The organism is Proteus sp. ZN5 (genome assembly GCF_011046025.1).
In the GTDB taxonomy this organism is placed as follows: Bacteria; Pseudomonadota; Gammaproteobacteria; order Enterobacterales; family Enterobacteriaceae; genus Proteus.
On sequence record NZ_CP047639.1, the window covers coordinates 1,820,530 to 1,844,964 of the forward strand.

The following is a 24,435-nucleotide window of genomic DNA, read 5'->3' on the forward strand; positions in this document are numbered from 1 at the left end:
ATAAAAAAACCCGCGACTAGCGCGGGTTTTCTCTCTAAGGGCAGGTGTGTTTCACTTTTTACCCATAAGCCGACCGCGCATAAAAGTTGCGAGTAGTAGTAGGCTTGATAGTAAAATTGCGTTCAACATGAAACATCCTTAGATAAGTTCTCAATAATCTGTATTTATTGATACCTAATACCAATAAAGATGTCAAGCATTGGAATTTATTAATTCATTTATCAGTGTTATCTGTAAAATTTTTATAGTGATTCTGACCAATATCTAAATTTTCACTAATGATTATAACTATTAAGTATTCATTGATTGGGTTAATGTTCCATACGTTGTTTGAAAAAGAGTGAAATGAAAAATTAAACAATTGTTTGCTTTTTTTTTAATCAGTCAATTGTTAAAGAAAAAAGTGGGTGTTAGGGGAGTGAAGATTAATAAATGTGAGCAACGTTTTGAATGTAAGAATAAAAATCATTGTATTATAAATAATGATAGATACCGGATACCTATTTTAGGAATGAAAGTACATTATTTTATTATGATTTTTATCATACTTTGTTTTATTATTTGCAAGGCAGAAGGTAAAACAGGTTGTAATATATATTGATATAATCATTTTCTATACATGTAATTTTACTGTCAAATTTCATCGCTTATATGAAATACGTTTTTTTATTGATATGAAACTTATGTGTTTAGTTATATTCATGGATGATGAATAATAAATTTTAATAAATAGTTTAAGTAATAGTTGAAGCCTATCTATTATTAATAATATCTCAATTGATAATATTTATTTTGCTATTATGATAACATAGTGGAGTAAAAAATGACGGATTACACATCAGCAACAGTTACCAGCAGAGAATCAACAGATATGCATTTACGTAATGTTGATCTTAATTTATTAACGGTATTTGATGCTGTTATGCAAATGCAAAATGTCACCCGTGCTGCACAAGTATTGGGCATGTCACAACCTGCAGTAAGTAATGCTGTATCTCGCCTTAAAGTTATGTTTAATGATGAATTATTTGTTCGTTATGGACGAGGTATTCAACCTACGTTAAGAGCTAAACAACTTTTTGGTCCAGTGAGACAAGCTTTACAATTGGTTCATAACGAGCTTCCTGGAGCTGGATTTGAACCAGAACAAAGTGAGCGCATATTTAATTTATCTATTTGTAGTCCTCTAGATATAAAATTAGCACCAAAAATAGTTGAACAAATTAAAAATGAAACACCTAATATTAATGTTAATATTAAATCTTATTTAAATAGCAATATAGAGCATCAACTAAAATATCAAGAAGCTGAATTTTTTATTAGTTATAAAGAATTTGAAAAGGCTGAATTTCATTCGCAACCACTATTTAACGATGAAGTTGTTTTGGTCGTTTCTAATAAACATCCTCGTATTAAAGAGAGTGTAAGCCAAGAGATGTTATTAAATGAGCAACATTCCATTGTTTCTTTAGATGATATTGGTTCATTTAGTGCACCTTATTATAAAAATACTCAATTGGAAGATTTAATCACTTATCAAGGAACTGATTTAAATAGTGTATTAAATATTGTTTCTAGAACTTACTTGGTTGCCATTGCACCAAAATGGTTAGTTGAGAGTTATGCTGAGCAATTAGATATTAAAGCAGTGTCGTTACCTTGGGAAAAAACAGAGCGTCCATGTTACTTGATTTGGCATGAGTCAACAGCGCGTGATAAAGGCCACTTATGGATGAAAAATTTATTAAGTGAAGTTTGTCAAAACTAGAGTGTTTTCGCTCATAATTAGTATTTATTACTAATTATGCAGAAATAGTGGCAGATAACGTTAGTTACTCAGCTAATGACCAAGATAACGTTTATGCAGTTAAATAAACTAAATTGGATTGCTGTCACTATTTTTGCCCTTTTTTTGTAATAATGACTCTTATTCGTATTATTACTATGTTAAACCTATTTTTTTGCAATAATATCTTCCTCATTCTATTGTCATTGATTAAGTTATGGCAATTACCTATTGTTATTTATCAATTTTTATTTTTGGTTCTCCTTAAAAAATAAGATCAAAATATTTAATTTTCTCACTGTGATGAGATAGCCTCTTCTGACAAAACTTTTCATAACTCACAATTTTACAAATTTATGTAAAATTGAATTCCTTTATTTTGGTGGATCACTTAGACTTTTATTCGAGTCAGCGAACAAGTGTAAGCTGAAATTGTAAGAGAGACATTTTCTCCATTTCGGTTTCATAACACGGTCGCTTTTCCATAAATAGCAGGAAAATTATGATAACTAATAATAATCTTCGTGATTATCATATAATTAGAAGATTGCAGATGCAGTTTTTGCACAGCGGGAATAAAATTGCTTATCGTCAGTGGGATGCTAAGCGCAATATCGAAATGTCATGGGAGTTAGTTGAAAAGAAAACACACGCGCTCTCAAATGCATTGTTAGAAATGGGTGTGAATGTCCAAGAAAATATTGGGATCTTTTCTCAAAATACCATTGATTGGTCTTTGGCTGATATTGCTTCTCTACAACTACGTGCAGTAACAGTTCCTCTTTATGCAACAAGTAGTGTTGAACAAGCCGCTTATATTTTAAATGATGCGAATATTCGCATTCTTTTTGTTGGCGACCAAAAGCAATACGATATTGTTTCTGAATTATTAGCGTTATGTCCTCAGCTTGAACATATTATTGTGTTTAACTCCGATGTTGTATTAAACGAAAATACACCTTCATGCTATCTGGAAGATTTAATTAACCAGACTCAATTTCAGCATGACGAAGTGTTAAAACAACGTATTAATGAATGCAGTTTAGATGATCTGTTTACTCTGATTTATACATCAGGAACAACAGGTGAACCTAAAGGCGTTATGCTCGATTATACGAGTCTAGCATCACAGCTTTATCTTCATGATGAGCGTCTCTCATTATCTGATAAAGATGTTTCGCTCTGCTTTTTACCTCTTTCTCACGTTTTTGAACGCGCATGGAGCTTTTATGTGATGCATACTGGCGCGGTTAACGTGTATTTAACGGACACTCATGCTGTGAAAGAGGCTATGAGTGCGGTTAAACCTACGGTGATGTGTGCTGTTCCTCGCTTTTATGAAAAAGTGTATAGCGCTATTCAAGAGAAAGTGTCTCAAGCTTCTGTGTTTCGTCAATTTATCTTTAAATGGGCGATAAAGCAGGGCGAAAAACAGCGTGAAGCACAACTGAATCAGCGTCAGCAAGGGTTTATTTCCCGCTTATGTTATCGCTTTGCAGATAAAAAAGTATTAAATCCATTGCGTCAAATCCTAGGTGGGCGTGTTCGCTTTTTACCAGCGGCAGGGGCTCGTTTAGATGATGCAGTGATCCGTTTCTTCTTGGCTACCGGTATTAATATTAAATACGGCTATGGTATGACAGAAACCTGTGCCACAGTTTCATGCTGGGAAGAGAATAAATATAAGTTAGGTTCTATTGGTACACCATTGCCGGGCGTTGAAGTGCGTATTGGTGCAGAAAATGAAATCCAAGTACGTGGCAGTATTGTCATGAAAGGGTATTTCAATAAGCCTGAAGATACGGCCGCTGCCTTTACAGAAGATGGTTGGTTACGTACTGGAGACGCAGGCGCACTTGATAGTGATGGCATGTTATTTATCACGGAACGTTTGAAGGATTTAATGAAAACGTCAAATGGTAAATATATTGCACCACAAATGATCGAAGGAACATTAGGGCAAGACCGTTTTATCGAGCATATTGCGGTTATTGCTGATACGCGTAAATTTGTTTCTGCACTTATCGTGCCTTGTTTTGATGTATTAGAAGAACATGCGCGTGCATTAAATTTAAAATATCAAGATCGTATGGAATTATTACGCCATACCAAAATTAAAGAGCTGTTTGACGAACGTTTACGTGAAATGCAAAAAAACTTTGCAAGTTTTCATCAAGTTAAGCGCTTTACTCTTCTAGCTGAAGGCTTTTCAATGGAATCGGGTGAATTAACACCAACATTGAAACTTCGCCGTAAAATTATTTCTGAACGTTATCGAAATGAAATCGAATTAATGTATCAAGATTAATTTTAATTGATGAAAAAGCACCTAAATGGTGCTTTTTTCTTTTGAAATTACGCATTGATAGATAACGATGATTGAAATAATTGATAAAAGACATAAACGGAAACGTTGACGCATACGGTTTTATCAGTAAATTGTGTTAAAATACAAACTCAGATCAGCATGATGACTGAAATTCATAGCAATATGTAATAAATAACACATTTAATAATTAAAAGAGGCTAATGTGAAACTGGATGAAATCGCCCGCTTGGCTGGTGTTTCACGAACAACAGCAAGTTATGTCATTAATGGTAAAGCGAAACAGTACCGTGTAAGTGACAAGACTGTTGAAAAAGTGATGGCGGTGGTCAGAGAGCATAATTACCACCCGAACGCTGTTGCCGCGGGATTACGTGCTGGTCGTACGCGTTCTATTGGTTTGGTTATTCCTGATTTGGAAAATACCAGTTATACCAGGATCGCAAATTACCTTGAACGACAAGCGCGTCAACGCGGTTATCAATTACTGATTGCTTGTTCAGAAGACCAACCAGACAACGAAATTCGTTGTGTTGAGCACTTACTGCAACGTCAAGTTGATGCCATTATTGTTTCAACAGCATTGCCACCAGAGCATCCTTTCTATCAACGTTGGGCTAATCGCTCATTACCGATTATTGCATTAGACCGAGCATTAGAAAGTGAGCATTTTATCAGTGTTGTTGGCGATGACTTGGAAGATGCCAAAATGTTGGCAACAGAACTAAAAGCATTCCCTTCGCAATCTGTACTCTATTTAGGCGCACTACCTGAACTCTCTGTGAGTTTTTTACGTGAGCAAGGTTTCCGTAATGTATGGAAAGATGATCCTAGAGAAGTTACCTACTTATATGCAAATAGCTATGAACGAGAAGCTGCTGCGGCTGCTTTTTCTGAATGGTTAAATAATAATCCAATGCCTGATGCATTATTCACGACTTCTTTTGCTTTATTACAAGGAGTTATGGATGTGACATTACAACGTAGTGGTCGTTTACCAACGCAATTGGTTATTGCGACTTTTGGTGATCATGAGTTATTGGATTTCCTTGAGTGTCCAGTTTTATCTGTTGCTCAACGACATCGTGATATTGCAGAGCGTGTATTAGAACTTGTTCTTGCAAGTCTTGAAGAAGAACAAAAACCACAAGCGGGTATTACACGTATTCGTCGTGATTTATGCCGTCGAGGCAGTTTGGGACGTGCACGTTAATTGATGTCGCTCTGTTGGTAATTATCTGCATTTATACTCATCCCTGTTTTATTAAATTAAAACGGGGATGTTTTATTTGATTTAAGAATGTCGAATAGCTTAGAGAATATTAAATTTGAGATTAATCTTAAGCCTTTTTTTACTATTTCTCTCATTTTACTAAGTTAATAGATTAAATTTTGACATATCTATAAGTGATATTGCTTAAATTTAATAAGTAATTAATTTTATTTTGGGAAACGTAAGAAAAAAATAAATAACTATCTTCATGATATTGAATTATTTTTTTTTGTCTTGCTATTTTTATTTATATAAAACCAATCCCAAATTATTATGTTGGCCAAAGGTAAATGAACTGCAATAAATTAGTTTTTTATAATAAAAATCATGATTTACTGATTATGATTTCTTTATCTGTTTTTCCTCCTTGTAATCGTTATAAATAATTACTTTTCGTGATTAAAAATAGAATTGGAAAAATAACCTCTATTAATCATAGTGTTAATATTTCTCTTTTCCTTTTTGTCGATAATTTAAACATTTCGGTGTGCCTATCAAATTACTGTAAATATAAATAAAGCTTCCTATATCTGGCTTGACAACGTTTTCATACCATCCGTAAACTCTATTTGTGGGGATTTGTGGGATAATGTGGTGTAAATTACAAAGCTGAGGGTAATGAGGATGTTTCGTGGAGCAACACTCGTTAATCTTGACAGCAAAGGGCGAATAACAGTTCCTTCCCGTTATCGAACAACGCTGAGTGAGATTTCTGAAGGTCAAATGGTTTGTACCATTGATCTCAATCAGCCGTGTTTATTGCTTTATACCCTTCCAGAATGGGAAAAGATTGAGTTAAAATTAGCGGCTTTGTCCTCCATGAACCCTGCGGAACGTCGAGTTCAACGTTTGTTATTAGGTCACGCCAGCGAATGCCAAATGGATAGCGCAGGACGTCTTTTGTTAGCTAGCACGCTAAGACAGCATGCGGGGCTAACAAAAGAGGTCATGTTAGTCGGTCAATTCAATAAGTTTGAATTGTGGGATGAACAGGTCTGGTACAAACAGATCGAAAAAGACATTGTAGCCGAGCAAACCTCACAGGAACCGTTATCGACACGACTATTGGATTTATCACTTTAAATAATGACAACAAATAATTTTAGTCATACCAGTGTATTACTGGATGAAGCTGTGAATGGCCTGAATATCAAACCTTCAGGTATCTATATCGACGGAACATTTGGCCGTGGAGGTCACTCTCGTTTAATTTTATCGCAATTGGGCGAACAAGGTCGCTTGATAGCAATAGACAGAGATCCGCAAGCAATTGCAGTTGCTAATGAAATTGATGATGCTCGATTTTCTATTGTTCATGGGCCTTTTTCAAATATTGAACAATATGTTAATGAGCTCGATTTAGCTGGAAAAATTGATGGCATATTACTGGATTTAGGTGTTTCTTCTCCTCAACTTGATGATCCTGAACGTGGTTTCTCATTTATGCGTGATGGGCCTCTTGATATGCGTATGGACCCAACATCAGGTCAATCAGCTGCACAATGGTTGATGACAGCAGAAGAAGACGACATTACATGGGTATTGAAAACATTTGGTGAAGAACGCTTTGCTAAACGTATTGCTCGCGCCATCGTTGCTCGTAACAAAACAGAAGAGCCTTTGACTCGAACCAAGCAATTGGCAGATTTAATTAGCGATGCAAGCCCAGTAAAAGAGCGACATAAGCACCCAGCAACACGCAGTTTTCAGGCAATTCGCATCTATATCAATAGCGAGTTAGATGAAATTGAAAAAGCACTAAAAGGTGCAGTTTCTGTTTTAGCGCCAGAAGGGCGTTTATCGGTAATTAGTTTCCATTCGTTGGAAGACCGATTAGTGAAGCGTTTTATTCGAGATGAGAGCAAGGGACCTGTTGTTCCTGCTGGTATTCCTCTCACAGAAGCGCAGATAAAAGAGTTAGGAAGCGCTCGCTTATCGAGTATTCACAAGATGAAACCGACAGGTGTGGAAGTTGAAGAAAATCCACGGGCACGAAGCTCTGTATTGCGTGTAGCACAACGTATTGAGGAATAAATGTCTACTGAACGACACTCACTACCGGGAGTTATAGGGCAGGATTTACTGCGCCATAGCAAATTACCTGTATGTTTACTGATTGCTGTGATTATTTCTGCGGTGTATGTCGTGACGACAGCACATAAGACACGTTTATTGACAGCAGAGAAAGAGCGTTTAGTGCTGGAAAAAAACGTATTGGAGATCGAATGGCGCAATCTCATTCTTGAAGAAAACGCTCTGGCAGACCATAGCCGAGTAGAGCGTTTTTCCAGTGATAGTTTGGGCATGATCCATGTCGACCCAACAAAAGAGAACATCGTGGTTACTAAATAATTAAGGCAAGTATGAAATTTTCACGTTCGGCAAAAGCGAAAGCAAAGACAAAGTCAAATGCCAAACTACGCAAGCCTGAAGAAAAAACAGGATTTGTGAGTTGGCGTTTTGCGTTGCTTTGCGGTGGTATTGGTATCGCTTTAGTCGCGCTATTAATCCGTGTTGCCTATTTACAGATTATTAATCCCGATCCCCTGATCCGTGAAGGGGATATGCGTTCTCTACGTGTGCAAAAAGTACCAACAGCAAGAGGCATGATCAGCGACAGAATGGGCAGACCTCTTGCCGTTAGCGTACCAGTTTATGCTATTTGGGCTGATCCTAAAGTTGTATTAGATGCTAATCCTGATATGACGGATTCTCGTTGGTTAGCGCTTGCTGATGCACTAAAAATTCCAGTGAATCAAATTGAGCAAAAAATTGTTGCAACGCCTTCCGCTCGTTTTATCTATTTGGCTCGCCAAGTGAATCCTGAAATTAGTGATTACATTAGCAAATTAAAAATCACTGGGATTAATATGCGTCAAGAATCAAAACGCTATTATCCGTCAGGGGAAGTGACCGCTCACATCATTGGTGTAACAAATATTGATGGTGATGGTATTGAAGGCGTTGAAAAAAGCTTTAATCAGTGGCTGACAGGTGCTCCTGGTGAGCGTGTCGTTCGGAAAGATGGTTTTAACCGTGTTATTGAGAACATCGCTCAAACAGATAGTCAAGCTGCTCATAACCTGATGTTAAGTATCGATGAACGTTTACAATCTGTAGTTTATCGTGAATTAACTAATGCGGTTATTAAGAATAAAGCAGAATCGGGAACCGCTGTTTTAGTCGATGTAAATACTGGTGAAGTACTGGCGATGGCAAATAGTCCATCGTACAACCCAAATAATTTAACGGGTACGCCTAAAGACGCGATGCGTAATCGTGCTATTACCGATATTTTTGAACCAGGTTCTACCGTAAAACCGATGGTTGTGATGAGTGCACTTCACAATCATATTATTAAAGAAAATAGTGTTATTAATACTGTTCCTTATCGAATTAATGGGCATCAAATCAAAGATGTAGGGCGATATAATGAGCTGTCGATAACAGGAATATTACAGAAATCGAGTAACGTTGGTGTTTCAAGACTGGCGTTAGCGATGCCTGCATCTGAACTTGTGGATGTTTATTCACGATTTGGATTCGGGAAGCCAACTAACTTGGGGCTAGTTGGCGAAAGTAGTGGCATATTTCCAATAAAAAAACAACGGTGGTCCGATCTTGAAAGGGCCACCTTCTCATTCGGATATGGGCTAATGGTAACGCCGTTACAGTTAGCGCGTGTCTACGCAACGATTGGTAGTTTTGGTATTTATCGTCCTCTCTCTATTACGAAAGTTGACCCGCCTGTACCCGGAACACGAGTATTCCCAGAACCAGTAATGAAAACTGTCGTGCATATGATGGAAAGTGTTGCATTACCCGGCGGTGGTGGTGTGAGTGCGGCAATTAAAGGTTATCGTGTTGCCATTAAAACAGGTACAGCGAAGAAAGTAGGGCCAGACGGAAAATATATCAATCAATATATCTCTTATGCGGCGGGTGTTGCACCTGCAAGTCGTCCTCGCTTTGCGTTGGTTGTGATAATCAATGAGCCTAAAGCAGGTAAGTACTATGGGGGCGCAGTATCCGCACCGGTGTTTGGCACAATCATGGGCGCGGTTTTACGTACAATGAACGTAGAACCTGATGCATTGACGCCAGACGATAAAAGTGAATTTGTAATTAAAAAAGAAGAGGATACAAGTGGCCGATCCTAACTTAAGTGACCTATTAGGGGCACTCGGGATACAAGCACCGTCATTGATGCTCAAAGACATGACACTCGACAGCCGAAAAGCGGCGAGCGGTGATCTTTTTATCGCCATTAAAGGTCATGAAACTGATGGTAGACGCTATATTCCTCAAGCGATTGCTCAAGGTGTTTCTGCGGTATTAGCGGAAGCGCAAGATGTTGCAACGCATGGTGAAATCCGTGAAAATCACGGTATTCCAGTTATTTATATTGATAATCTTAATGCAGAGTTATCAAAATTAGCTGGGCATTTTTATCATCAACCTGCGGAAAAACTGAAACTAATTGGTGTTACTGGGACTAACGGAAAAACGACAACAACACAATTGTTAGCACAGTGGGCACAAGGTTTAGGTGAAACAAGTGCTGTGATGGGAACAGTAGGTAACGGGCTTTTAGGTCATGTTGTTCCTGCAATGAACACCACCGGATCTGCAGTTGATATTCAATTAGAATTACAGCAATTATTAAATCAAGGTGCGACATTGACGGCTATGGAAGTTTCTTCTCATGGTTTAGTTCAAGGTCGTGTCAGTGCGTTACCTTTTGTGGCGAGTGTCTTTACAAATTTAAGCCGTGATCATCTTGATTATCATGGTGATATGGCAAATTACGAAGAAGCAAAATGGCTATTGTTCTCCACGCATCAAAGTGGTGAAAAAATCATTAATGCTGATGATACTGTTGGTCAAAAATGGTTATCTCGTTTGCCAAATGCTGTTGCTGTGACAATGGATAATAAATTGCCACAAAATTGGCAAGGTCGTTTTGTTAAAACAACCCATATTAATTATCACGATGCAGGCGCAACGATTCACTTTAGTTCTAGCTGGGGTGATGGTGAAATTGAAAGCCCACTTATGGGGGCTTTTAATGTCAGTAACCTTTTGTGTGCTTTAGCGACATTATTGGCATTGGGATACCCATTAAATGCTGTGATTAATGCTTCATCTGCTCTCACACCTGTTTGTGGTCGTATGGAAGTATTTAGCGCGGATAATCGCCCTACAGTTATTGTCGATTATGCTCATACTCCAGATGCTTTAGAGAAGGCACTTCAAGCAGCTCGTTTACATTGCACAGGTAAACTGTGGTGTGTATTTGGTTGTGGTGGGGATAGAGATAAAGGTAAGCGCCCACTAATGGGAGCGGTTGCAGAAGAGCTGGCTGATAAAGTTGTTATCACTGATGACAACCCTCGTAGCGAAGAGCCTCAAGCGATTATTCAAGATATTCTTTCTGGTTTAATGGATCCGGGTCGTGCGATTGCGATTGAAGGTCGAGCTGAAGCAGTCACTAACGTGATTATGCAAGCAGATGCCAATGATATGATTTTAGTCGCTGGTAAAGGGCATGAAGATTATCAGTTGGTTGGCTCTCGTCGTCTTGATTATTCAGATAGATTAACCGTCGCTCGGTTATTGGGGGTGATGGCATGATCCCTCTATCTTTAGAAAATATTGCACAAATTACCAAAGGTACATTGAGCCATGTTGCTCAAAGCTCAGCGGATCAATTCATCATCAAATCGATTTCAACGGATAGCCGTAAAATTGATGAAGATTGTCTGTTTATTGCGTTAGCGGGTGAGCGTTTTGATGCTCATGATTTTATTGCTGATGTAAAAGAAAAGGGCGCTGTTGCAGTTCTAGTTAATCGTGAGATTGATGTTGATTGTCCACAAATCATTGTGAAAGATACCCATCTCGCAATGGGGGAAATTGCAGCACATATTCGCTCGCTAAGTCACGCTAAGATTGTTGCGCTGACAGGCTCTTCTGGAAAAACTTCCGTTAAAGAGATGACCGCTTCTATTTTGCGTCACTGCGGTGAAACCTTATATACGCATGGTAATTTAAATAACGATATTGGCGTACCTTTAACGCTTTTTCGTTTAACACCTGAACACCGTTTTGCAGTTATCGAATTAGGTGCAAACCATATCGGTGAAATCGCCTATACCGTAAATATGGTAAAACCAGATACCGCATTGGTAAATAACCTTTTTTCTGCACATATTGAAGGTTTCGGCTCACTGGAAGGTATTGCTCAAGCTAAAGGCGAAATCTTTACGCACTTAAAAGAGCAAGGTACAGCCATTATTAATCTTGATAGTAATGACTTACCTCTGTGGCAACATCATTTAAATGCGCGCCAAACACAATGGGCGTTCTCTTTATCCGCACAAAGTAGCGCAGATTTTTATCCGACGGATATCGTTGTTAAGCAATTCATCACAAATTTTACCTTACACACACCAGAAGGTTGTGTTGATGTCACTCTTCCATTACCGGGGCGTCATAATATTGCGAATGCGTTAGCTGCAAGTGCACTTGCGTTATCTGCTGGGGCAACGCTTGAAGATATTCGCCTTGGTTTATCGACATTAAAAGCGGTACCGGGAAGATTGTATCCTGTTGAGTTAACTTCAGGAAAGATGGTGTTAGATGACACTTACAATGCGAACGATGGCTCGATGATAGCGGGCTTACAAGTACTCTCTCAATTGCCGGGATATAAAATTTTTGTTGCCGGGGATATGGCTGAATTAGGTAAAGATTCAGAGAAATGTCACCGTGATGTTGGTCGTTTTGCTCACAATGCCGGTATTGATAGTGTCTTCACTGTTGGGCATCACAGTCATTTTATTAGTGATGAAAATCAAGGTGGTCAGCATTTTGCATTTAAAGCCGACTTACTTGCTCAATTAATTCCATTATTACAGCAGCATGATGTTGTTTCAGTTTTAGTAAAAGGTTCACGAAGCTCCGCGATGGAAGATATCGTGAACGCATTAAAGGAGTGCTTTGAATGTTAGTTTGGCTAGCCGAATACTTGGTTAAATACCATACATTTTTTAATGTGTTTTCTTATCTGACATTCAGGGCGATTGTTGGTTTATTGACGGCATTAATTATTGCTTTGTGGATGGGGCCTCATCTCATCGCATGGTTACAAAAAATGCAAATTGGACAAGTGGTTCGTAGTGAAGGCCCTGAGTCGCACTTTAGTAAACGTGGTACACCAACAATGGGCGGGATTATGATCCTGTTCTCCATCTCCATCTCTACATTGTTATGGGCAAGATTAGATAACCCTTACGTTTGGTGTGTATTGCTGGTTTTAATTGGCTACGGCGTGATTGGGTTTGTTGATGATTATCGCAAAGTTGTTCGTAAAGATACCAAAGGCTTAATTGCACGTTGGAAATATTTCTGGCAATCCGTACTGGCGTTAGTGGTTGCCTTTAGTATGTATGCCATTGGTAAAGATACATCTGCAACACAGCTAGTCGTTCCATTCTTTAAAGATGTTATGCCTCAATTAGGCATGCTTTATATTTTATTGGCGTATTTTGTGATTGTGGGAACCAGTAATGCCGTTAACTTAACGGATGGTTTGGACGGTCTAGCCATTATGCCAACTGTCTTTGTGGCTGCCGGTTTTGCTTTAGTTGCATGGGCAACAGGTAACGTTAATTTTGCAAGCTACTTAAAAATTCCTTATTTAATGCATGCGGGTGAGTTAGTCATTGTCTGTACTGCGATAGTGGGAGCTGGTTTAGGTTTCCTTTGGTTTAATACTTACCCAGCTCAAGTCTTTATGGGAGATGTTGGTTCTCTCGCATTAGGTGGCGCATTAGGAACGATTGCGGTGTTATTACGCCAAGAATTCTTATTAGTCATTATGGGCGGTGTGTTTGTTGTTGAAACTCTCTCCGTTATTTTACAAGTCGGCTCATTTAAGTTGCGTGGTCAACGTATTTTCCGTATGGCTCCAATTCATCATCATTATGAATTAAAAGGCTGGCCTGAACCTCGTGTTATTGTCCGTTTCTGGATCATCTCATTGATGTTAGTGCTTATTGGTCTAGCGACGTTAAAGGTACGTTAAAATGGCAAATTATCAGGGAAAAAAAGTGGTTGTTGTTGGGCTTGGAATAACAGGCCTTTCCTGCGTTGACTTTTTTATCCGCCAAGGTGTTACACCTAAGGTTATTGATACACGCCAAAAACCAGGAGGCTTAGATAAGCTTCCTGCTGACGTTGAATATCATACAGGTAGTTTCCATCAAGCATGGCTTAACGATGCTGATTTAATTATCTCAAGTCCGGGTATTGCGCTTTCAACACCTGAGCTTGTTGAAGCAGCAAATCATGGTGTTGAAATTGTCGGTGATATAGAACTGTTTTGCCGTGAAGCCAAAGCGCCTATTGTCGCGATTACTGGCTCTAACGGTAAAAGCACCGTGACAACGCTAGTGGGTGAAATGGCAAGTGCAGATGATATTCGCGTTGGGGTCGGTGGCAATATTGGTGTTCCAGCTCTGACCTTATTAACCGAGCCTCATGATTTATATGTACTAGAGCTATCGAGCTTCCAATTGGAAACGACTTATAGCTTACAAGCCGCAGCTGCAACGGTATTAAATATTAGCGAAGATCATATGAATCGCTATCCGTTAGGATTAGAGCAATATCGTGAAGCAAAACTGCGTATCTACGATAATGCTAAAACCTGCGTTTATAACGAAGATGATGCATTAACGTTACCTTTAGCAGGTAAAGATAATCGTTGTGTTAGTTTTGGTGTTGGTCAAGGCGATTATCAACTTGATAATACAAATCGCATTTTAAAAGTGAAAGGTGAGAAAGTCCTTTCGACAGCTGAAATGTACCTTTCTGGACAACATAATTATACCAATGGACTTGCTGCATTAGCACTTGCTGATGCTGTGGGGATCTCTCGTAAAGCGGGCTTGGAAGTACTGAAAAACTATCATGGTCTAGCTCATCGTTTTCAATTGGTTTATTCACATCAAAATGTACGTTGGATAAATGACTCGAAAGCGACCAATGTGGGAAGCACTGAAGCGGCATTACGAGGACTTGAAGTTGAAGGCACTCTGCATCTTTTATTAGGTGGTGACGGGAAATCGGCTGACTTCACTTCTTTATTACCTTATATCAGCAGTGACAATATTCGTCTGTATTGTTTTGGACAAGATGGACAAGCATTGGCAAATCTACGACCTGATGTTTCTTTATTAACAGTGACAATGGAAGAAGCCATGCGAGCTTTAGCACCGACTGTAAAATCAGGAGATATGGTGTTGCTCTCTCCTGCATGTGCAAGCTTAGATCAGTTCAAATGTTTTGAGCAACGTGGTGATGAATTTGCACGTTTAGCAAGGGAGCTTGGCTGATGAGCATATTCGCAATGCGAAGATTAAAACAGTGGCTAGTGGGCAGTTATCAAACTGAGAATACGGCATTTGTGCCGTATGATCGCACTTTGCTCTGGTTTACTTTCGGATTAGCGGTTGTCGGCTTTGTTATGGTGACATCGGCTTCAATGCCTGTTGGTCAACGCCTTGCAGAAGATCCTTTCTTATTCGCTAAGCGTGATGGCATCTATATTGTTGTCGCATTTTGTATAGCATTAGTCACTATGCGTATTCCAATGGCAATTTGGCAACGTTATAGCAGTTTAATGCTTTTCGGTTCAATAATACTTTTATTGTTGGTATTGGGGGTCGGGAGTTCTGTTAATGGTGCTTCACGTTGGATTGCTGTCGGACCATTAAATTTCCAGCCTGCTGAATTATCAAAACTTGCACTGTTTTGCTATCTATCGAGTTATTTAGTTCGAAAAGTTGAAGAAGTTAGAAACAACTTTTGGGGTTTCTGTAAGCCGATGGGGGTGATGTTAATACTGGCTGTTTTATTGTTATTACAGCCAGATTTAGGAACGGTTGTGGTTTTATTCGTAACAACATTAGCGTTGTTATTTTTAGCAGGCGCTAAAATTTGGCAATTCTTAGCTATTATCGGCTCAGGAATTGCGGCTGTTGTTATGTTGATTATCGTTGAACCTTACCGTGTTCGACGGATTACTTCTTTCTTAGAGCCTTGGGAAGATCCATTTGGTAGCGGTTATCAGCTTACACAATCTCTAATGGCATTTGGCCGTGGGGATTTACTGGGTCAAGGTTTAGGAAACTCAGTACAAAAATTAGAATATTTACCTGAAGCACATACCGACTTTATTTTCTCTATTCTTGCTGAAGAACTTGGTTATATCGGTGTGGTTTTGGTGCTTTTAATGGTATTCTTCATCGCTTTTCGTGCGATGCAAATTGGGCGGCGTGCGCTGATCCTCGATCAACGTTTTTCAGGCTTTTTAGCTTGCTCTATCGGAATTTGGTTTACATTCCAATCATTGGTCAATGTAGGCGCAGCAGCAGGCATGTTGCCAACAAAGGGATTAACCCTTCCTCTTATTAGTTACGGTGGTTCGAGCTTGATTATTATGTCAACCGCCATCGTGATGTTATTACGAATTGATTATGAAACACGTCTAGCACAAGCTCAGGCGTTTGTAAGGAGCCCGAAATGAGCGAGCGTAGACGCCGTTTAATGGTTATGGCTGGTGGTACTGGGGGACATGTATTCCCGGGACTGGCTGTTGCTCATTATCTACAATCCCAAGGTTGGGAAATCCGATGGTTAGGAACGGCGGATAGAATGGAAGCCGATTTAGTGCCTAAACACGGTATCGAAATTGAATTTATTCGTATCTCAGGCTTACGTGGCAAAGGGATTAAAGCGTTAATCGCAGCACCTATTCGTATTATTAAAGCGATTTTCCAAGCTCGTGCCATTATGAAGCGCTATCAACCAGATGCTGTACTTGGTATGGGGGGCTATGTTTCAGGTCCGGGCGGTGTTGCTGCTTGGATGTGTGGGATCCCTGTTATTTTGCATGAGCAAAATGGTATCGCTGGATTAACCAATCGTTGGTTATCTAAAATTGCGAAACGTGTATTGCAGGCTTTTCCGGGGGCATTTCCTAAAGCACCTGTCGTTGGAAATCCTGTTCGTGAAGATGTATTGGCACTTGAAGCACCTTCAGTACGATTAAAAGAGAGAACAGGGCCTGTTCGTGTGCTGATTATTGGTGGTAGCCAAGGCGCTAGAATTTTAAATCATACCTTACCTGTAGTTGCCGGTTTGCTAGGTGAACATGTTACAATCTGGCATCAAGCAGGAAAAGGTGGCGAAAGTGATACAAAAACACGCTATCAGAACGAATTAGTAAAAAATTCAGTTAAATCTGAATATAAAGTTACTGAATTTATTGATGATATAGCGCAAGCTTACCAATGGGCTGATGTTGTGGTGTGTCGTTCAGGTGCATTAACAGTCAGCGAAATTGCCGCAGCGGGATTACCCGCTATTTTTGTTCCTTTCCAGCACAAAGATAGACAGCAATATTGGAATGCACTGCCGCTAGAAAAAGCGGGTGCCGCGCGAATTATCGAGCAAAATGATTTAACTCCAGAAGTCATTGCACAAACCCTGAAAAATTGGGATAGAGAAACCTTATTAGCGATGGCAGAGAAAGCAAAAAGTGTTGCGATTACGGATGCCACAGAGCGCGTAGCAAATGTGATAATCGAAGTGGCAAAAAAATAAACGTAACTTGTAACCATTAACTTAGAGTGAAGAAGTAAATAGTGAATACACAACAACTGGCAAAATTAAGATCGTTTGTGCCTGAAATGAGAAAAGTTAAGCATATTCACTTTATCGGCATCGGTGGTGCGGGTATGGGTGGAATTGCTGAAGTGCTGGCTAACGAAGGTTATGAAATCAGCGGTTCTGATTTAGCACCAAACGTAGTCACACAACAGCTCGTTGCCTTAGGCGCAACAGTCTATTTTAATCATCGCCCTGAAAATATTCGTGGCGCAAGTGTTGTTGTGGTTTCGACAGCAATCAGTGCTGAAAACCCTGAGATTATTGCAGCAAGAGAAGCTCGTATCCCAGTTATCCGTCGTGCTGAAATGCTGGCTGAATTGATGCGTTATCGTCATGGTGTTGCGATTGCCGGAACACATGGTAAAACCACGACAACAGCGATGATTTCAAATATTTATGCGCAAGCGGGTTTAGATCCTACGTTTGTTAATGGGGGGCTTGTTAAATCGGCTGGTACGCATGCTCGTTTAGGTTGCAGCCGTTATTTAATTGCTGAAGCTGATGAAAGCGATGCATCGTTTTTACATTTACAACCAATGGTTGCAGTCGTTACGAATATCGAAGCTGACCATATGGACACATATCATGGTAATTTTGACAATCTAAAAGAGACGTTTATTACCTTTTTGCACAATTTACCATTCTATGGTCGTGCAGTGATGTGTCTGGATGACGATGTGATCCGCTCGATTATTCCTAAAGTGGGTCGTTACATTACGACTTATGGCTTTAGTGAAGATGCGGATGTTCGTATTACACATTATGAACAAAAAGGCGCTCAAGGCTTTTTCACTATTTCTCGTGAAGGTATGCCAGATTTACAAGTTGTCTTAAACTCACCTGGTCGCCATAACGCATTGAATGCGACGGCAGCGGTTGCTGTAGCCACAGAAGAAGGTATTGCTGACGAACATATTTTAGCGGCATTACTTAACTTCCAAGGTACTGGACGTCGTTTCGACTTCTTAGGTAACTATGGTCTTGAGCATGTTAATGGCCAAGAAGGTGAAGTCATGTTAGTGGATGATTATGGTCATCATCCAACAGAAGTTGATGCAACGATCAAAGCAGCGAGAGCAGGATGGCCAGACAAACGTCTAGTGATGATTTTCCAACCTCATCGCTATACACGTACTCGTGATTTATATGAAGACTTTGCCACTGTTCTCAATCAAGTTGATATTTTATTATTAACAGATGTTTATTCTGCTGGGGAAGCGCCTATTGCAGGTGCCGATAGTCGCTCACTTTGTCGAACAATTCGCCAACGTGGGAAGCTAGATCCTATCTGGGTTTCTGATGTGGATAAGATTTCATCAATATTAGCGGGTGTATTAACAGATAATGATCTTGTTTTAGTTCAAGGTGCTGGAAATATTGGTAAAATAGCGCGTCGCTTAGCAGATACGAAATTACAGCCATCTTTCAGCGAGGATTAAGACGGATGTTTGAGCAAGTGAACATCATTTATGGTGAAATAGTCAATAAACTCACTGTAATGATGGCGTGTTATGAAGAAAGTAACACTGAATTGGCGAAAAAAATGATCGAGAATTCGCTTGCTCAAATCAGTGTTGAGAAAAAATTTCAGTTAAAAAGTAAGAAAAACGCAGAAAAATTCGCTATTTCTTCTTTTAAAGTAAATAATTCTCAACAGATTGAACAATTTAGTGATTTAATTATCAAATCTAAGAGTGTTCATAAAGTATATATATGTAGGAAAAGTATTAATCGCTGGAATATCGGACAAAAGGATGGGCGATTCTCTTGTTTAAACGTTGCTCAGGAGTTAGTGGGTTAATATGTCACAAGCAGCGCTAAATATAAAAGAACATAAAGAGAAGCAACATTCTGACAGACCGAGTAATGGTACTTATTTATCAGGATTAATCTTTTTCTTATGTGTGATTGCCACCATCGTTTGGGGTGGAATACAAGTAGTTAACTGGATGAAAGACGCAAATCGTCTGCCAATCTCAAAACTTGTATTAACAGGCGAACGGCATTACACAGCGAATGATGATGTGCGTCAGGCCATTTTGTCTTTAGGACAGCCGGGCACATTTATGACACAGGATGTGAATATCATTCAGCAACAAATTGAACGCATGCCATGGATTAGGCAAGTCACTGTGCGTAAACAGTGGCCTGATGAACTTAAAATCCATCTGGTTGAGTATGTTCCCTTTACCCGTTGGAATGATACTTACTTTCTTGATAAAGAAGGGCGCATTTTCAGTCTGCCAACGCAGTTGGAAACAAAAGGAAGTTATCCTTTGCTATATGGCCCACAAGGAAGCGAAAAAATGGTGTTGTCAGGTTATGTCGCAATGAGAGATCAGCTTCTTGCAAGTAACCTGAATTTAAAAGCAGCGTCAATGTCTGCCCGTCAAGGATGGCAATTAGTTTTAGACAATGATGTCCGATTGGAGTTAGGTCGTAAGGATAACGAAAAACGGATCGCTCGCTTTATTGAGTTGTATCCGATACTGCAACAACAAACAGATAAACGAGTTGATTACGTGGATCTGCGTTATGACAGTGGTGGTGCAGTCGGATGGGCTCCTTTATTACTTGAGAATGAATAAACAAGACGTGGCAGATGACACGATGAAGGCGAAGGCAGAACAATAATGATCAAAGCGACGGACAGAAAATTAGTAGTTGGTCTTGAGATTGGTACGGCCAAAGTAGCCACCCTTGTCGGTGAGATCCTGCCTGATGGCGTAGTGAATATTATCGGGGTGGGAAGTTGTCCATCTCGGGGCATGGATAAAGGTGGCGTTAACGATCTCGAATCCGTCGTAAAATGTGTACAACGGGCGGTAGATCAAGCTGAATTAATGGCTGACTGTCAAATATCTTCAGTATATTTGGCGTTATCAGGCAAGCATATCAGTTGCCAAAATGAGATTGGGATGGTGCCAATTTCAGAAGAAGAAGTGACTCAAGATGATGTTGATAGCGTGGTACATACCGCGAAATCCGTCAAAGTAAAAGATGAACACCGTGTTTTACACGTTATACCGCAAGAGTATGCCATTGATTATCAAGAAGGGATCAAAAACCCAGTTGGATTATCGGGCGTGCGTATGCAGGCTAAAGTTCATTTAATTACCTGCCATAACGATATGGCAAAGAATATTGTAAAAGCAGTTGAACGCTGTGGGTTAAAAGTGGATCAGCTGATTTTTGCGGGACTCGCTTCAAGTTTCGCTGTATTAACAGAAGATGAACGTGAATTAGGTGTGTGTGTTGTTGATATTGGTGGCGGTACAATGGATATCGCTATTTATACCGGTGGAGCATTAAGACATACCCGCGTTATTCCTTATGCAGGCAATGTTGTAACCAGTGATATCGCTTACGCTTTTGGTACACCGCCAAATGATGCAGAAGCTATCAAAGTTCGCCATGGTTGTGCATTAGGTTCTTTAGTTGGTAAAGATGAAAATGTCGAGGTTCCAAGTGTCGGAGGCAGACCACCAAGAAGTCTGCAACGACAAACTCTTGCTGAGGTGATTGAGCCTCGTTATACCGAACTGCTCAATCTTGTTAATGAAGAGATTTTAAAAGTTCAAGAACAGTTACGCCAGCAAGGGATTAAGCATCATTTAGCCGCAGGTATTGTGCTAACAGGTGGTGCTGCACAGATTGATGGACTTGTTGAATGTGCTCAACGTGTTTTCCACACGCAAGTACGGATCGGTAAACCGTTAAATATTACCGGGCTAACAGATTATGCGCAGGATCCCTACTACTCAACAGCGGTTGGGCTCTTGCATTACGGTAAAGAATCTCACTTTGGTGAGGAAACTGAAACCGAGAAACGCTCTGCTGTCGGTGGTTTATTTAAGAAACTCACTGGTTGGCTAAAAAGAGAGTTTTAATAATCAGACAAATTTAAAAAGAGGTCGTTTGAGCAAGCGGCCCTGAGAAGGCACAAAACGGAGAGAAATTATGTTTGAACCTATGGAATTAACCAACGATGCGGTGATCAAAGTCATCGGCGTTGGTGGCGGCGGCGGTAATGCGGTTGAGCACATGGTTCGTGAACGTATTGAAGGTGTAGATTTCTTTGCAGTCAATACGGATGCTCAAGCGCTACGTAAAACAGCGGTCGGACAGACTATTCAAATTGGTAATGCCATTACGAAAGGCTTAGGTGCAGGTGCAAATCCTGAAGTGGGCCGTAATGCTGCTGAGGAAGACCGCGAAGGGTTACGTGCAGCACTTGAAGGTGCCGATATGGTCTTTATCGCAGCAGGTATGGGTGGTGGTACTGGTACTGGTGCTGCGCCTGTTGTTGCAGAAGTGGCTAAAGAATTAGGCATTTTGACCGTTGCTGTAGTAACTAAGCCTTTTAATTTTGAAGGCAAAAAACGTATGGCATTTGCGGAACAAGGTATTACTGAGTTATCAAAACATGTTGACTCATTAATCACTATTCCAAATGACAAATTATTAAAAGTACTTGGTCGTGGAATTTCATTATTAGATGCATTTGGTGCAGCTAATGATGTATTAAAAGGCGCAGTGCAAGGTATCGCTGAGCTAATTACTCGCCCAGGTTTAATGAACGTTGACTTTGCTGACGTAAGAACTGTGATGTCTGAAATGGGTTATGCCATGATGGGATCTGGTGCTGCGAAAGGTGAAGATCGTGCTGAAGAAGCAGCAGAAATGGCGATTTCAAGTCCATTATTGGAAGACATCGACTTATCTGGCGCTCGTGGTGTGTTAGTCAACATCACAGCAGGCTTTGACTTACGTCTTGATGAATTTGAAACAGTGGGTAATACCATTCGTGCATTTGCATCAGATAATGCGACTGTGGTTATCGGTACATCCCTTGACCCAGAAATGAATGATGAATTGCGTGTGACTGTGGTTGCAACAGGTATTGGTATGGACAAACGTCCAGAAATTACGCTGGTAACTAATAAACAGAATCAGCAAAGCGCAATGGAGAATCGTTACCAGCAAATGCAAAATAGCATGTCTTCTTTCTCTGCCGTAGAAGAAAGCAAGCCTGCTGCAAAAGCCGTTAACGAACAATCTACTCAGGCAAGCAAAGAACCGGATTATTTAGATATCCCTGCGTTCCTGAGAAAACAGGCTGATTAATCGCCAAAAAGATTGGCATCTCCGCTTTTTGTGCTAAACTGTCCTGCCAATTATAAGTATAATGATTGGTAGGACGGATAACATTGCGAGATAAAATGATGATCAAACAACGGACATTAAAACGAATTGTACAAGCAACTGGTGTGGGACTTCACACGGGTAAAAAAGTTACGCTTACAATGCGTCCGGCGCCAGCAAACACTGGGGTCATCTACCGTCGTACTGACTTAAATCCACCGGTGGATTTTCCAGCAGACGCAAAATCAGTTCGTGACACTATGTTATGTACTTGCTTAGTTAACGAAGACGATGTGCGTATATCAACCGTTGAGCATTTAAACGCAGCACTGGCTGGTTTAGGCATTGATAATATCGTAATTGAAGTGAACGCACCTGAAATTCCAATTATGGATGGAAGTGCGGCACCTTTTGTTTTCTTGTTACTTGATGCAGGCATCGAAGAGCTTCGTACTGCGAAGAAATTCATTCGCATCAAAGAAACAGTGCGTGTAGAAGATGGCGACAAATGGGCAGAAATGCGTCCATATAACGGGTTTAAATTAGATTTTACTATTGATTTTAATCACCCAGCCATTGATGCAAGTACACAACGTTATAAATTAGATTTCTCCGCAGAGTCTTTTATGAGCCAAATCAGTCGTGCTCGTACTTTTGGATTTATGCGTGATATCGAATACCTGCAATCCAAAGGATTGTGTTTAGGCGGAAGCTTCGATTGTGCAATCGTAGTTGATGACTATCGTGTTCTCAACGACGATGGCCTACGTTTTGAAGATGAATTCGTTCGTCACAAAATGTTGGATGCAATCGGTGATTTATTTATGTGTGGCTATAACATTATCGGTGAATTCACCGCGTTTAAATCAGGTCATGCACTAAACAATAAATTGCTCCAAGCTGTATTAGCAAAAGAATCTGCGTGGGAATTCGTCACATTTGAAGACGAAGCGCAAATGCCAGTGGCATTCAAAGCTCCCTCAATGGTCTTTGCTTAATTCCTGCGAAGGAAAGCACGTTAATTATCTCTAATTAACGTTCATTTTTGGCTGTACTTGTACTCTCTCCGGCAAGTGCAGCCAACCGTTCTAATCTCTCTCTTAATTTCTTCGGGCTTTTCTCTGCCAAGTACTTCAATGATTGTGCGCTTTCTAAACTTAAGTGACGTCTCTTTATAGGCTCTTGCTCTTTTAATGATGATATTAAAGATCTTTTTTCCTGTTTTATTCCCAAAGACGGATTTATTTTGATGTCTATTGAGGATAAGGATGGTAAAATTTCTTGTCTCAATGCAGAAAGTAATGATGGGGTTTCATAACGTAAACGAGTTAACCAACTTGCGTTTGCAACTTCAATAATTAAAATAGCACTGCGATAATTTGCGACACGGCACTTATCTCGTAAAGGAACAGGTAAAAGAGCCATGACGGCGCGATTTAATTTTAGTAAAATCGTTGCACGCTGTTGTATAAGTTGTAATGTACTCTTGTTGGAACCTTCAAGTTCAATGAAGATTTTTTCCAATGATTGTGGGTAACTATCCCGCATAGATTTTGACTCCACAAAATAAAGATTAATGAGCAACGAAGGTTAATGAGCATTATAAGTTTTTGGCGACAGTTTGGCAGGCGATATTTTTGGTCGCACCTGCTTTTAGGGATGGTAGCAGCAGGTATTGGAATACCTTCGCTGTTGTCTACTCATGCCGAAAATCCACAGCAAACTGATACCCCTTCATCTCAAAACCGCCAAAGTCAGGCACTTATTGCGTTTGATAACTTATTCTTACGTCAAAGTGTACAGAATCCTGCTTCATCCTTCACCTTTAATTACTGGCAACAACATGCAGTAAAAAATGTGATTAAACAGCTCTCTTTTGCATTCACCATTAATTCGCCTGAGTTGATGGTTAAAGCCAAAGATGAACCGCTGCCTGTTTCTAATGTTGCAGCGGTTATGCTTGATACTCTGTATGCCTTATTAACAGAGACTCCATCATCGGCACTAAGCAACCTTCCTCTTTCTGGCTACGTTTTAGTACAGAATACAAATTCCTATCATACCGGATTATGGCTTGCACAAATCCGTGGCATTCGCGCAGGGCCTTACCTAACAGTTTAATGAGTCACTTAATCTAATAAGATTATGGTTATCTCTGTTTATTGA

Annotated in this window: 21 protein-coding genes; 20 read left to right on the forward strand and 1 reads right to left on the reverse strand. The window is 39.9% G+C overall.

The annotated features are described in order from the left end of the window. The first annotated feature begins 823 nt into the window (after window positions 1-823). The 19 genes from leuO to lpxC all read left to right on the forward strand — a co-directional run bounded on the left by leuO (window position 824) and on the right by lpxC (window position 23,267). Window positions 824-1,768, forward strand: a complete 945-nt coding sequence (gene leuO, locus GTK47_RS08375) for a transcriptional regulator LeuO (protein WP_165122746.1) — start codon at window positions 824-826, stop codon at window positions 1,766-1,768. Window positions 1,769-2,288: 520 nt separating this feature from the next. Further along, the gene (locus GTK47_RS08380; RefSeq protein WP_165122747.1) at window positions 2,289-4,094 is read left to right on the forward strand and encodes a long-chain fatty acid--CoA ligase; all 1,806 of its coding nucleotides are present in this window, start codon (window positions 2,289-2,291) and stop codon (window positions 4,092-4,094) included. 223 nt (window positions 4,095-4,317) lie between these two features. Beyond that, complete coding sequence (cra, locus tag GTK47_RS08385; RefSeq protein ID WP_075670767.1) at window positions 4,318-5,325, forward strand: catabolite repressor/activator; 1,008 nt, start codon at window positions 4,318-4,320, stop codon at window positions 5,323-5,325. A 684-nt stretch (window positions 5,326-6,009) separates the two neighbouring features. Beyond that, the gene (mraZ, locus tag GTK47_RS08390) at window positions 6,010-6,468 is read left to right on the forward strand and encodes a division/cell wall cluster transcriptional repressor MraZ (RefSeq protein ID WP_075670769.1); all 459 of its coding nucleotides are present in this window, start codon (window positions 6,010-6,012) and stop codon (window positions 6,466-6,468) included. 3 nt (window positions 6,469-6,471) lie between these two features. Continuing rightward, the gene (gene rsmH / locus GTK47_RS08395) at window positions 6,472-7,419 is read left to right on the forward strand and encodes a 16S rRNA (cytosine(1402)-N(4))-methyltransferase RsmH (RefSeq protein ID WP_165122748.1); all 948 of its coding nucleotides are present in this window, start codon (window positions 6,472-6,474) and stop codon (window positions 7,417-7,419) included. Next, entirely contained in the window at window positions 7,420-7,737 is a 318-nt protein-coding gene (gene ftsL / locus GTK47_RS08400; RefSeq protein ID WP_165122749.1) for a cell division protein FtsL, read from the forward strand. A gap of 11 nt (window positions 7,738-7,748) precedes the next feature. Then, window positions 7,749-9,545: a peptidoglycan glycosyltransferase FtsI gene (ftsI, locus tag GTK47_RS08405; RefSeq protein WP_165122750.1), complete on the forward strand. Its 1,797-nt coding sequence runs from the start codon at window positions 7,749-7,751 to the stop codon at window positions 9,543-9,545. After that, on the forward strand, window positions 9,532-11,019 hold the full coding sequence (gene murE / locus GTK47_RS08410) for a UDP-N-acetylmuramoyl-L-alanyl-D-glutamate--2,6-diaminopimelate ligase (RefSeq protein ID WP_165122751.1): 1,488 nt from the start codon (window positions 9,532-9,534) through the stop codon (window positions 11,017-11,019). The genes ftsI and murE overlap by 14 nt, the downstream gene beginning before the upstream one ends. Next, window positions 11,016-12,398: a UDP-N-acetylmuramoyl-tripeptide--D-alanyl-D-alanine ligase gene (gene murF, locus GTK47_RS08415; RefSeq protein ID WP_165122752.1), complete on the forward strand. Its 1,383-nt coding sequence runs from the start codon at window positions 11,016-11,018 to the stop codon at window positions 12,396-12,398. The genes murE and murF overlap by 4 nt, the downstream gene beginning before the upstream one ends. Then, a complete protein-coding gene (gene mraY / locus GTK47_RS08420; protein ID WP_165122753.1) occupies window positions 12,392-13,474 on the forward strand; it encodes a phospho-N-acetylmuramoyl-pentapeptide-transferase in 1,083 nt (360 codons plus the stop codon). Before murF ends, mraY begins: the two co-directional genes overlap by 7 nt. A gap of 1 nt (window position 13,475) precedes the next feature. After that, window positions 13,476-14,786, forward strand: a complete 1,311-nt coding sequence (gene murD, locus GTK47_RS08425) for a UDP-N-acetylmuramoyl-L-alanine--D-glutamate ligase (protein WP_165122754.1) — start codon at window positions 13,476-13,478, stop codon at window positions 14,784-14,786. Further along, window positions 14,786-15,979, forward strand: a complete 1,194-nt coding sequence (gene ftsW, locus GTK47_RS08430; RefSeq protein ID WP_165122755.1) for a cell division protein FtsW — start codon at window positions 14,786-14,788, stop codon at window positions 15,977-15,979. The genes murD and ftsW overlap by 1 nt, the downstream gene beginning before the upstream one ends. Then, the gene (murG, locus tag GTK47_RS08435) at window positions 15,976-17,058 is read left to right on the forward strand and encodes an undecaprenyldiphospho-muramoylpentapeptide beta-N-acetylglucosaminyltransferase (RefSeq protein WP_165122756.1); all 1,083 of its coding nucleotides are present in this window, start codon (window positions 15,976-15,978) and stop codon (window positions 17,056-17,058) included. The genes ftsW and murG overlap by 4 nt, the downstream gene beginning before the upstream one ends. 41 nt (window positions 17,059-17,099) lie before the next feature. Next, complete coding sequence (gene murC / locus GTK47_RS08440; RefSeq protein WP_165122757.1) at window positions 17,100-18,563, forward strand: UDP-N-acetylmuramate--L-alanine ligase; 1,464 nt, start codon at window positions 17,100-17,102, stop codon at window positions 18,561-18,563. A 5-nt stretch (window positions 18,564-18,568) separates the two neighbouring features. Then, window positions 18,569-18,925: a hypothetical protein gene (locus GTK47_RS08445; protein WP_165122758.1), complete on the forward strand. Its 357-nt coding sequence runs from the start codon at window positions 18,569-18,571 to the stop codon at window positions 18,923-18,925. A gap of 1 nt (window position 18,926) precedes the next feature. Continuing rightward, window positions 18,927-19,712: a cell division protein FtsQ gene (ftsQ, locus tag GTK47_RS08450; protein WP_165122759.1), complete on the forward strand. Its 786-nt coding sequence runs from the start codon at window positions 18,927-18,929 to the stop codon at window positions 19,710-19,712. A 45-nt stretch (window positions 19,713-19,757) separates the two neighbouring features. Beyond that, the gene (ftsA, locus tag GTK47_RS08455; protein ID WP_098942190.1) at window positions 19,758-21,014 is read left to right on the forward strand and encodes a cell division protein FtsA; all 1,257 of its coding nucleotides are present in this window, start codon (window positions 19,758-19,760) and stop codon (window positions 21,012-21,014) included. 70 nt (window positions 21,015-21,084) lie between these two features. Continuing rightward, window positions 21,085-22,251 (forward strand): cell division protein FtsZ, encoded by a 1,167-nt coding sequence (ftsZ, locus tag GTK47_RS08460; protein ID WP_088494927.1) that lies wholly within the window; start codon window positions 21,085-21,087, stop codon window positions 22,249-22,251. 98 nt (window positions 22,252-22,349) lie between these two features. Further along, the gene (gene lpxC, locus GTK47_RS08465; RefSeq protein WP_036913397.1) at window positions 22,350-23,267 is read left to right on the forward strand and encodes a UDP-3-O-acyl-N-acetylglucosamine deacetylase; all 918 of its coding nucleotides are present in this window, start codon (window positions 22,350-22,352) and stop codon (window positions 23,265-23,267) included. Window positions 23,268-23,301: 34 nt separating this feature from the next. On the opposite strand, the gene GTK47_RS08470 is transcribed toward lpxC, so the two are convergent. Beyond that, window positions 23,302-23,817, reverse strand: a complete 516-nt coding sequence (locus GTK47_RS08470) for a DciA family protein (protein ID WP_165122760.1) — start codon at window positions 23,815-23,817, stop codon at window positions 23,302-23,304. 45 nt (window positions 23,818-23,862) lie between these two features. Here GTK47_RS08470 and secM point away from each other — a divergent pair, with 45 nt between their 5' ends. Then, complete coding sequence (gene secM, locus GTK47_RS08475) at window positions 23,863-24,390, forward strand: secA translation cis-regulator SecM (RefSeq protein WP_165122761.1); 528 nt, start codon at window positions 23,863-23,865, stop codon at window positions 24,388-24,390. The last annotated feature ends 45 nt before the right edge of the window (window positions 24,391-24,435 follow it).

Coding starts and splice junctions, on each gene's coding strand:
- leuO (WP_165122746.1), top strand. CDS start 824: ATGACGGATTACACATCAGCAACAGTTACCAGCAGAGAATCAACAGAT.
- GTK47_RS08380 (WP_165122747.1), top strand. CDS start 2,289: ATGATAACTAATAATAATCTTCGTGATTATCATATAATTAGAAGATTG.
- mraZ (WP_075670769.1), top strand. CDS start 6,010: ATGTTTCGTGGAGCAACACTCGTTAATCTTGACAGCAAAGGGCGAATA.
- rsmH (WP_165122748.1), top strand. CDS start 6,472: ATGACAACAAATAATTTTAGTCATACCAGTGTATTACTGGATGAAGCT.
- ftsL (WP_165122749.1), top strand. CDS start 7,420: ATGTCTACTGAACGACACTCACTACCGGGAGTTATAGGGCAGGATTTA.
- ftsI (WP_165122750.1), top strand. CDS start 7,749: ATGAAATTTTCACGTTCGGCAAAAGCGAAAGCAAAGACAAAGTCAAAT.
- murF (WP_165122752.1), top strand. CDS start 11,016: ATGATCCCTCTATCTTTAGAAAATATTGCACAAATTACCAAAGGTACA.
- mraY (WP_165122753.1), top strand. CDS start 12,392: ATGTTAGTTTGGCTAGCCGAATACTTGGTTAAATACCATACATTTTTT.
- murD (WP_165122754.1), top strand. CDS start 13,476: ATGGCAAATTATCAGGGAAAAAAAGTGGTTGTTGTTGGGCTTGGAATA.
- ftsW (WP_165122755.1), top strand. CDS start 14,786: ATGAGCATATTCGCAATGCGAAGATTAAAACAGTGGCTAGTGGGCAGT.
- murG (WP_165122756.1), top strand. CDS start 15,976: ATGAGCGAGCGTAGACGCCGTTTAATGGTTATGGCTGGTGGTACTGGG.
- GTK47_RS08445 (WP_165122758.1), top strand. CDS start 18,569: ATGTTTGAGCAAGTGAACATCATTTATGGTGAAATAGTCAATAAACTC.
- ftsQ (WP_165122759.1), top strand. CDS start 18,927: ATGTCACAAGCAGCGCTAAATATAAAAGAACATAAAGAGAAGCAACAT.
- ftsA (WP_098942190.1), top strand. CDS start 19,758: ATGATCAAAGCGACGGACAGAAAATTAGTAGTTGGTCTTGAGATTGGT.
- ftsZ (WP_088494927.1), top strand. CDS start 21,085: ATGTTTGAACCTATGGAATTAACCAACGATGCGGTGATCAAAGTCATC.
- lpxC (WP_036913397.1), top strand. CDS start 22,350: ATGATCAAACAACGGACATTAAAACGAATTGTACAAGCAACTGGTGTG.
- GTK47_RS08470 (WP_165122760.1), bottom strand. CDS start 23,817: ATGCGGGATAGTTACCCACAATCATTGGAAAAAATCTTCATTGAACTT.
- secM (WP_165122761.1), top strand. CDS start 23,863: ATGAGCATTATAAGTTTTTGGCGACAGTTTGGCAGGCGATATTTTTGG.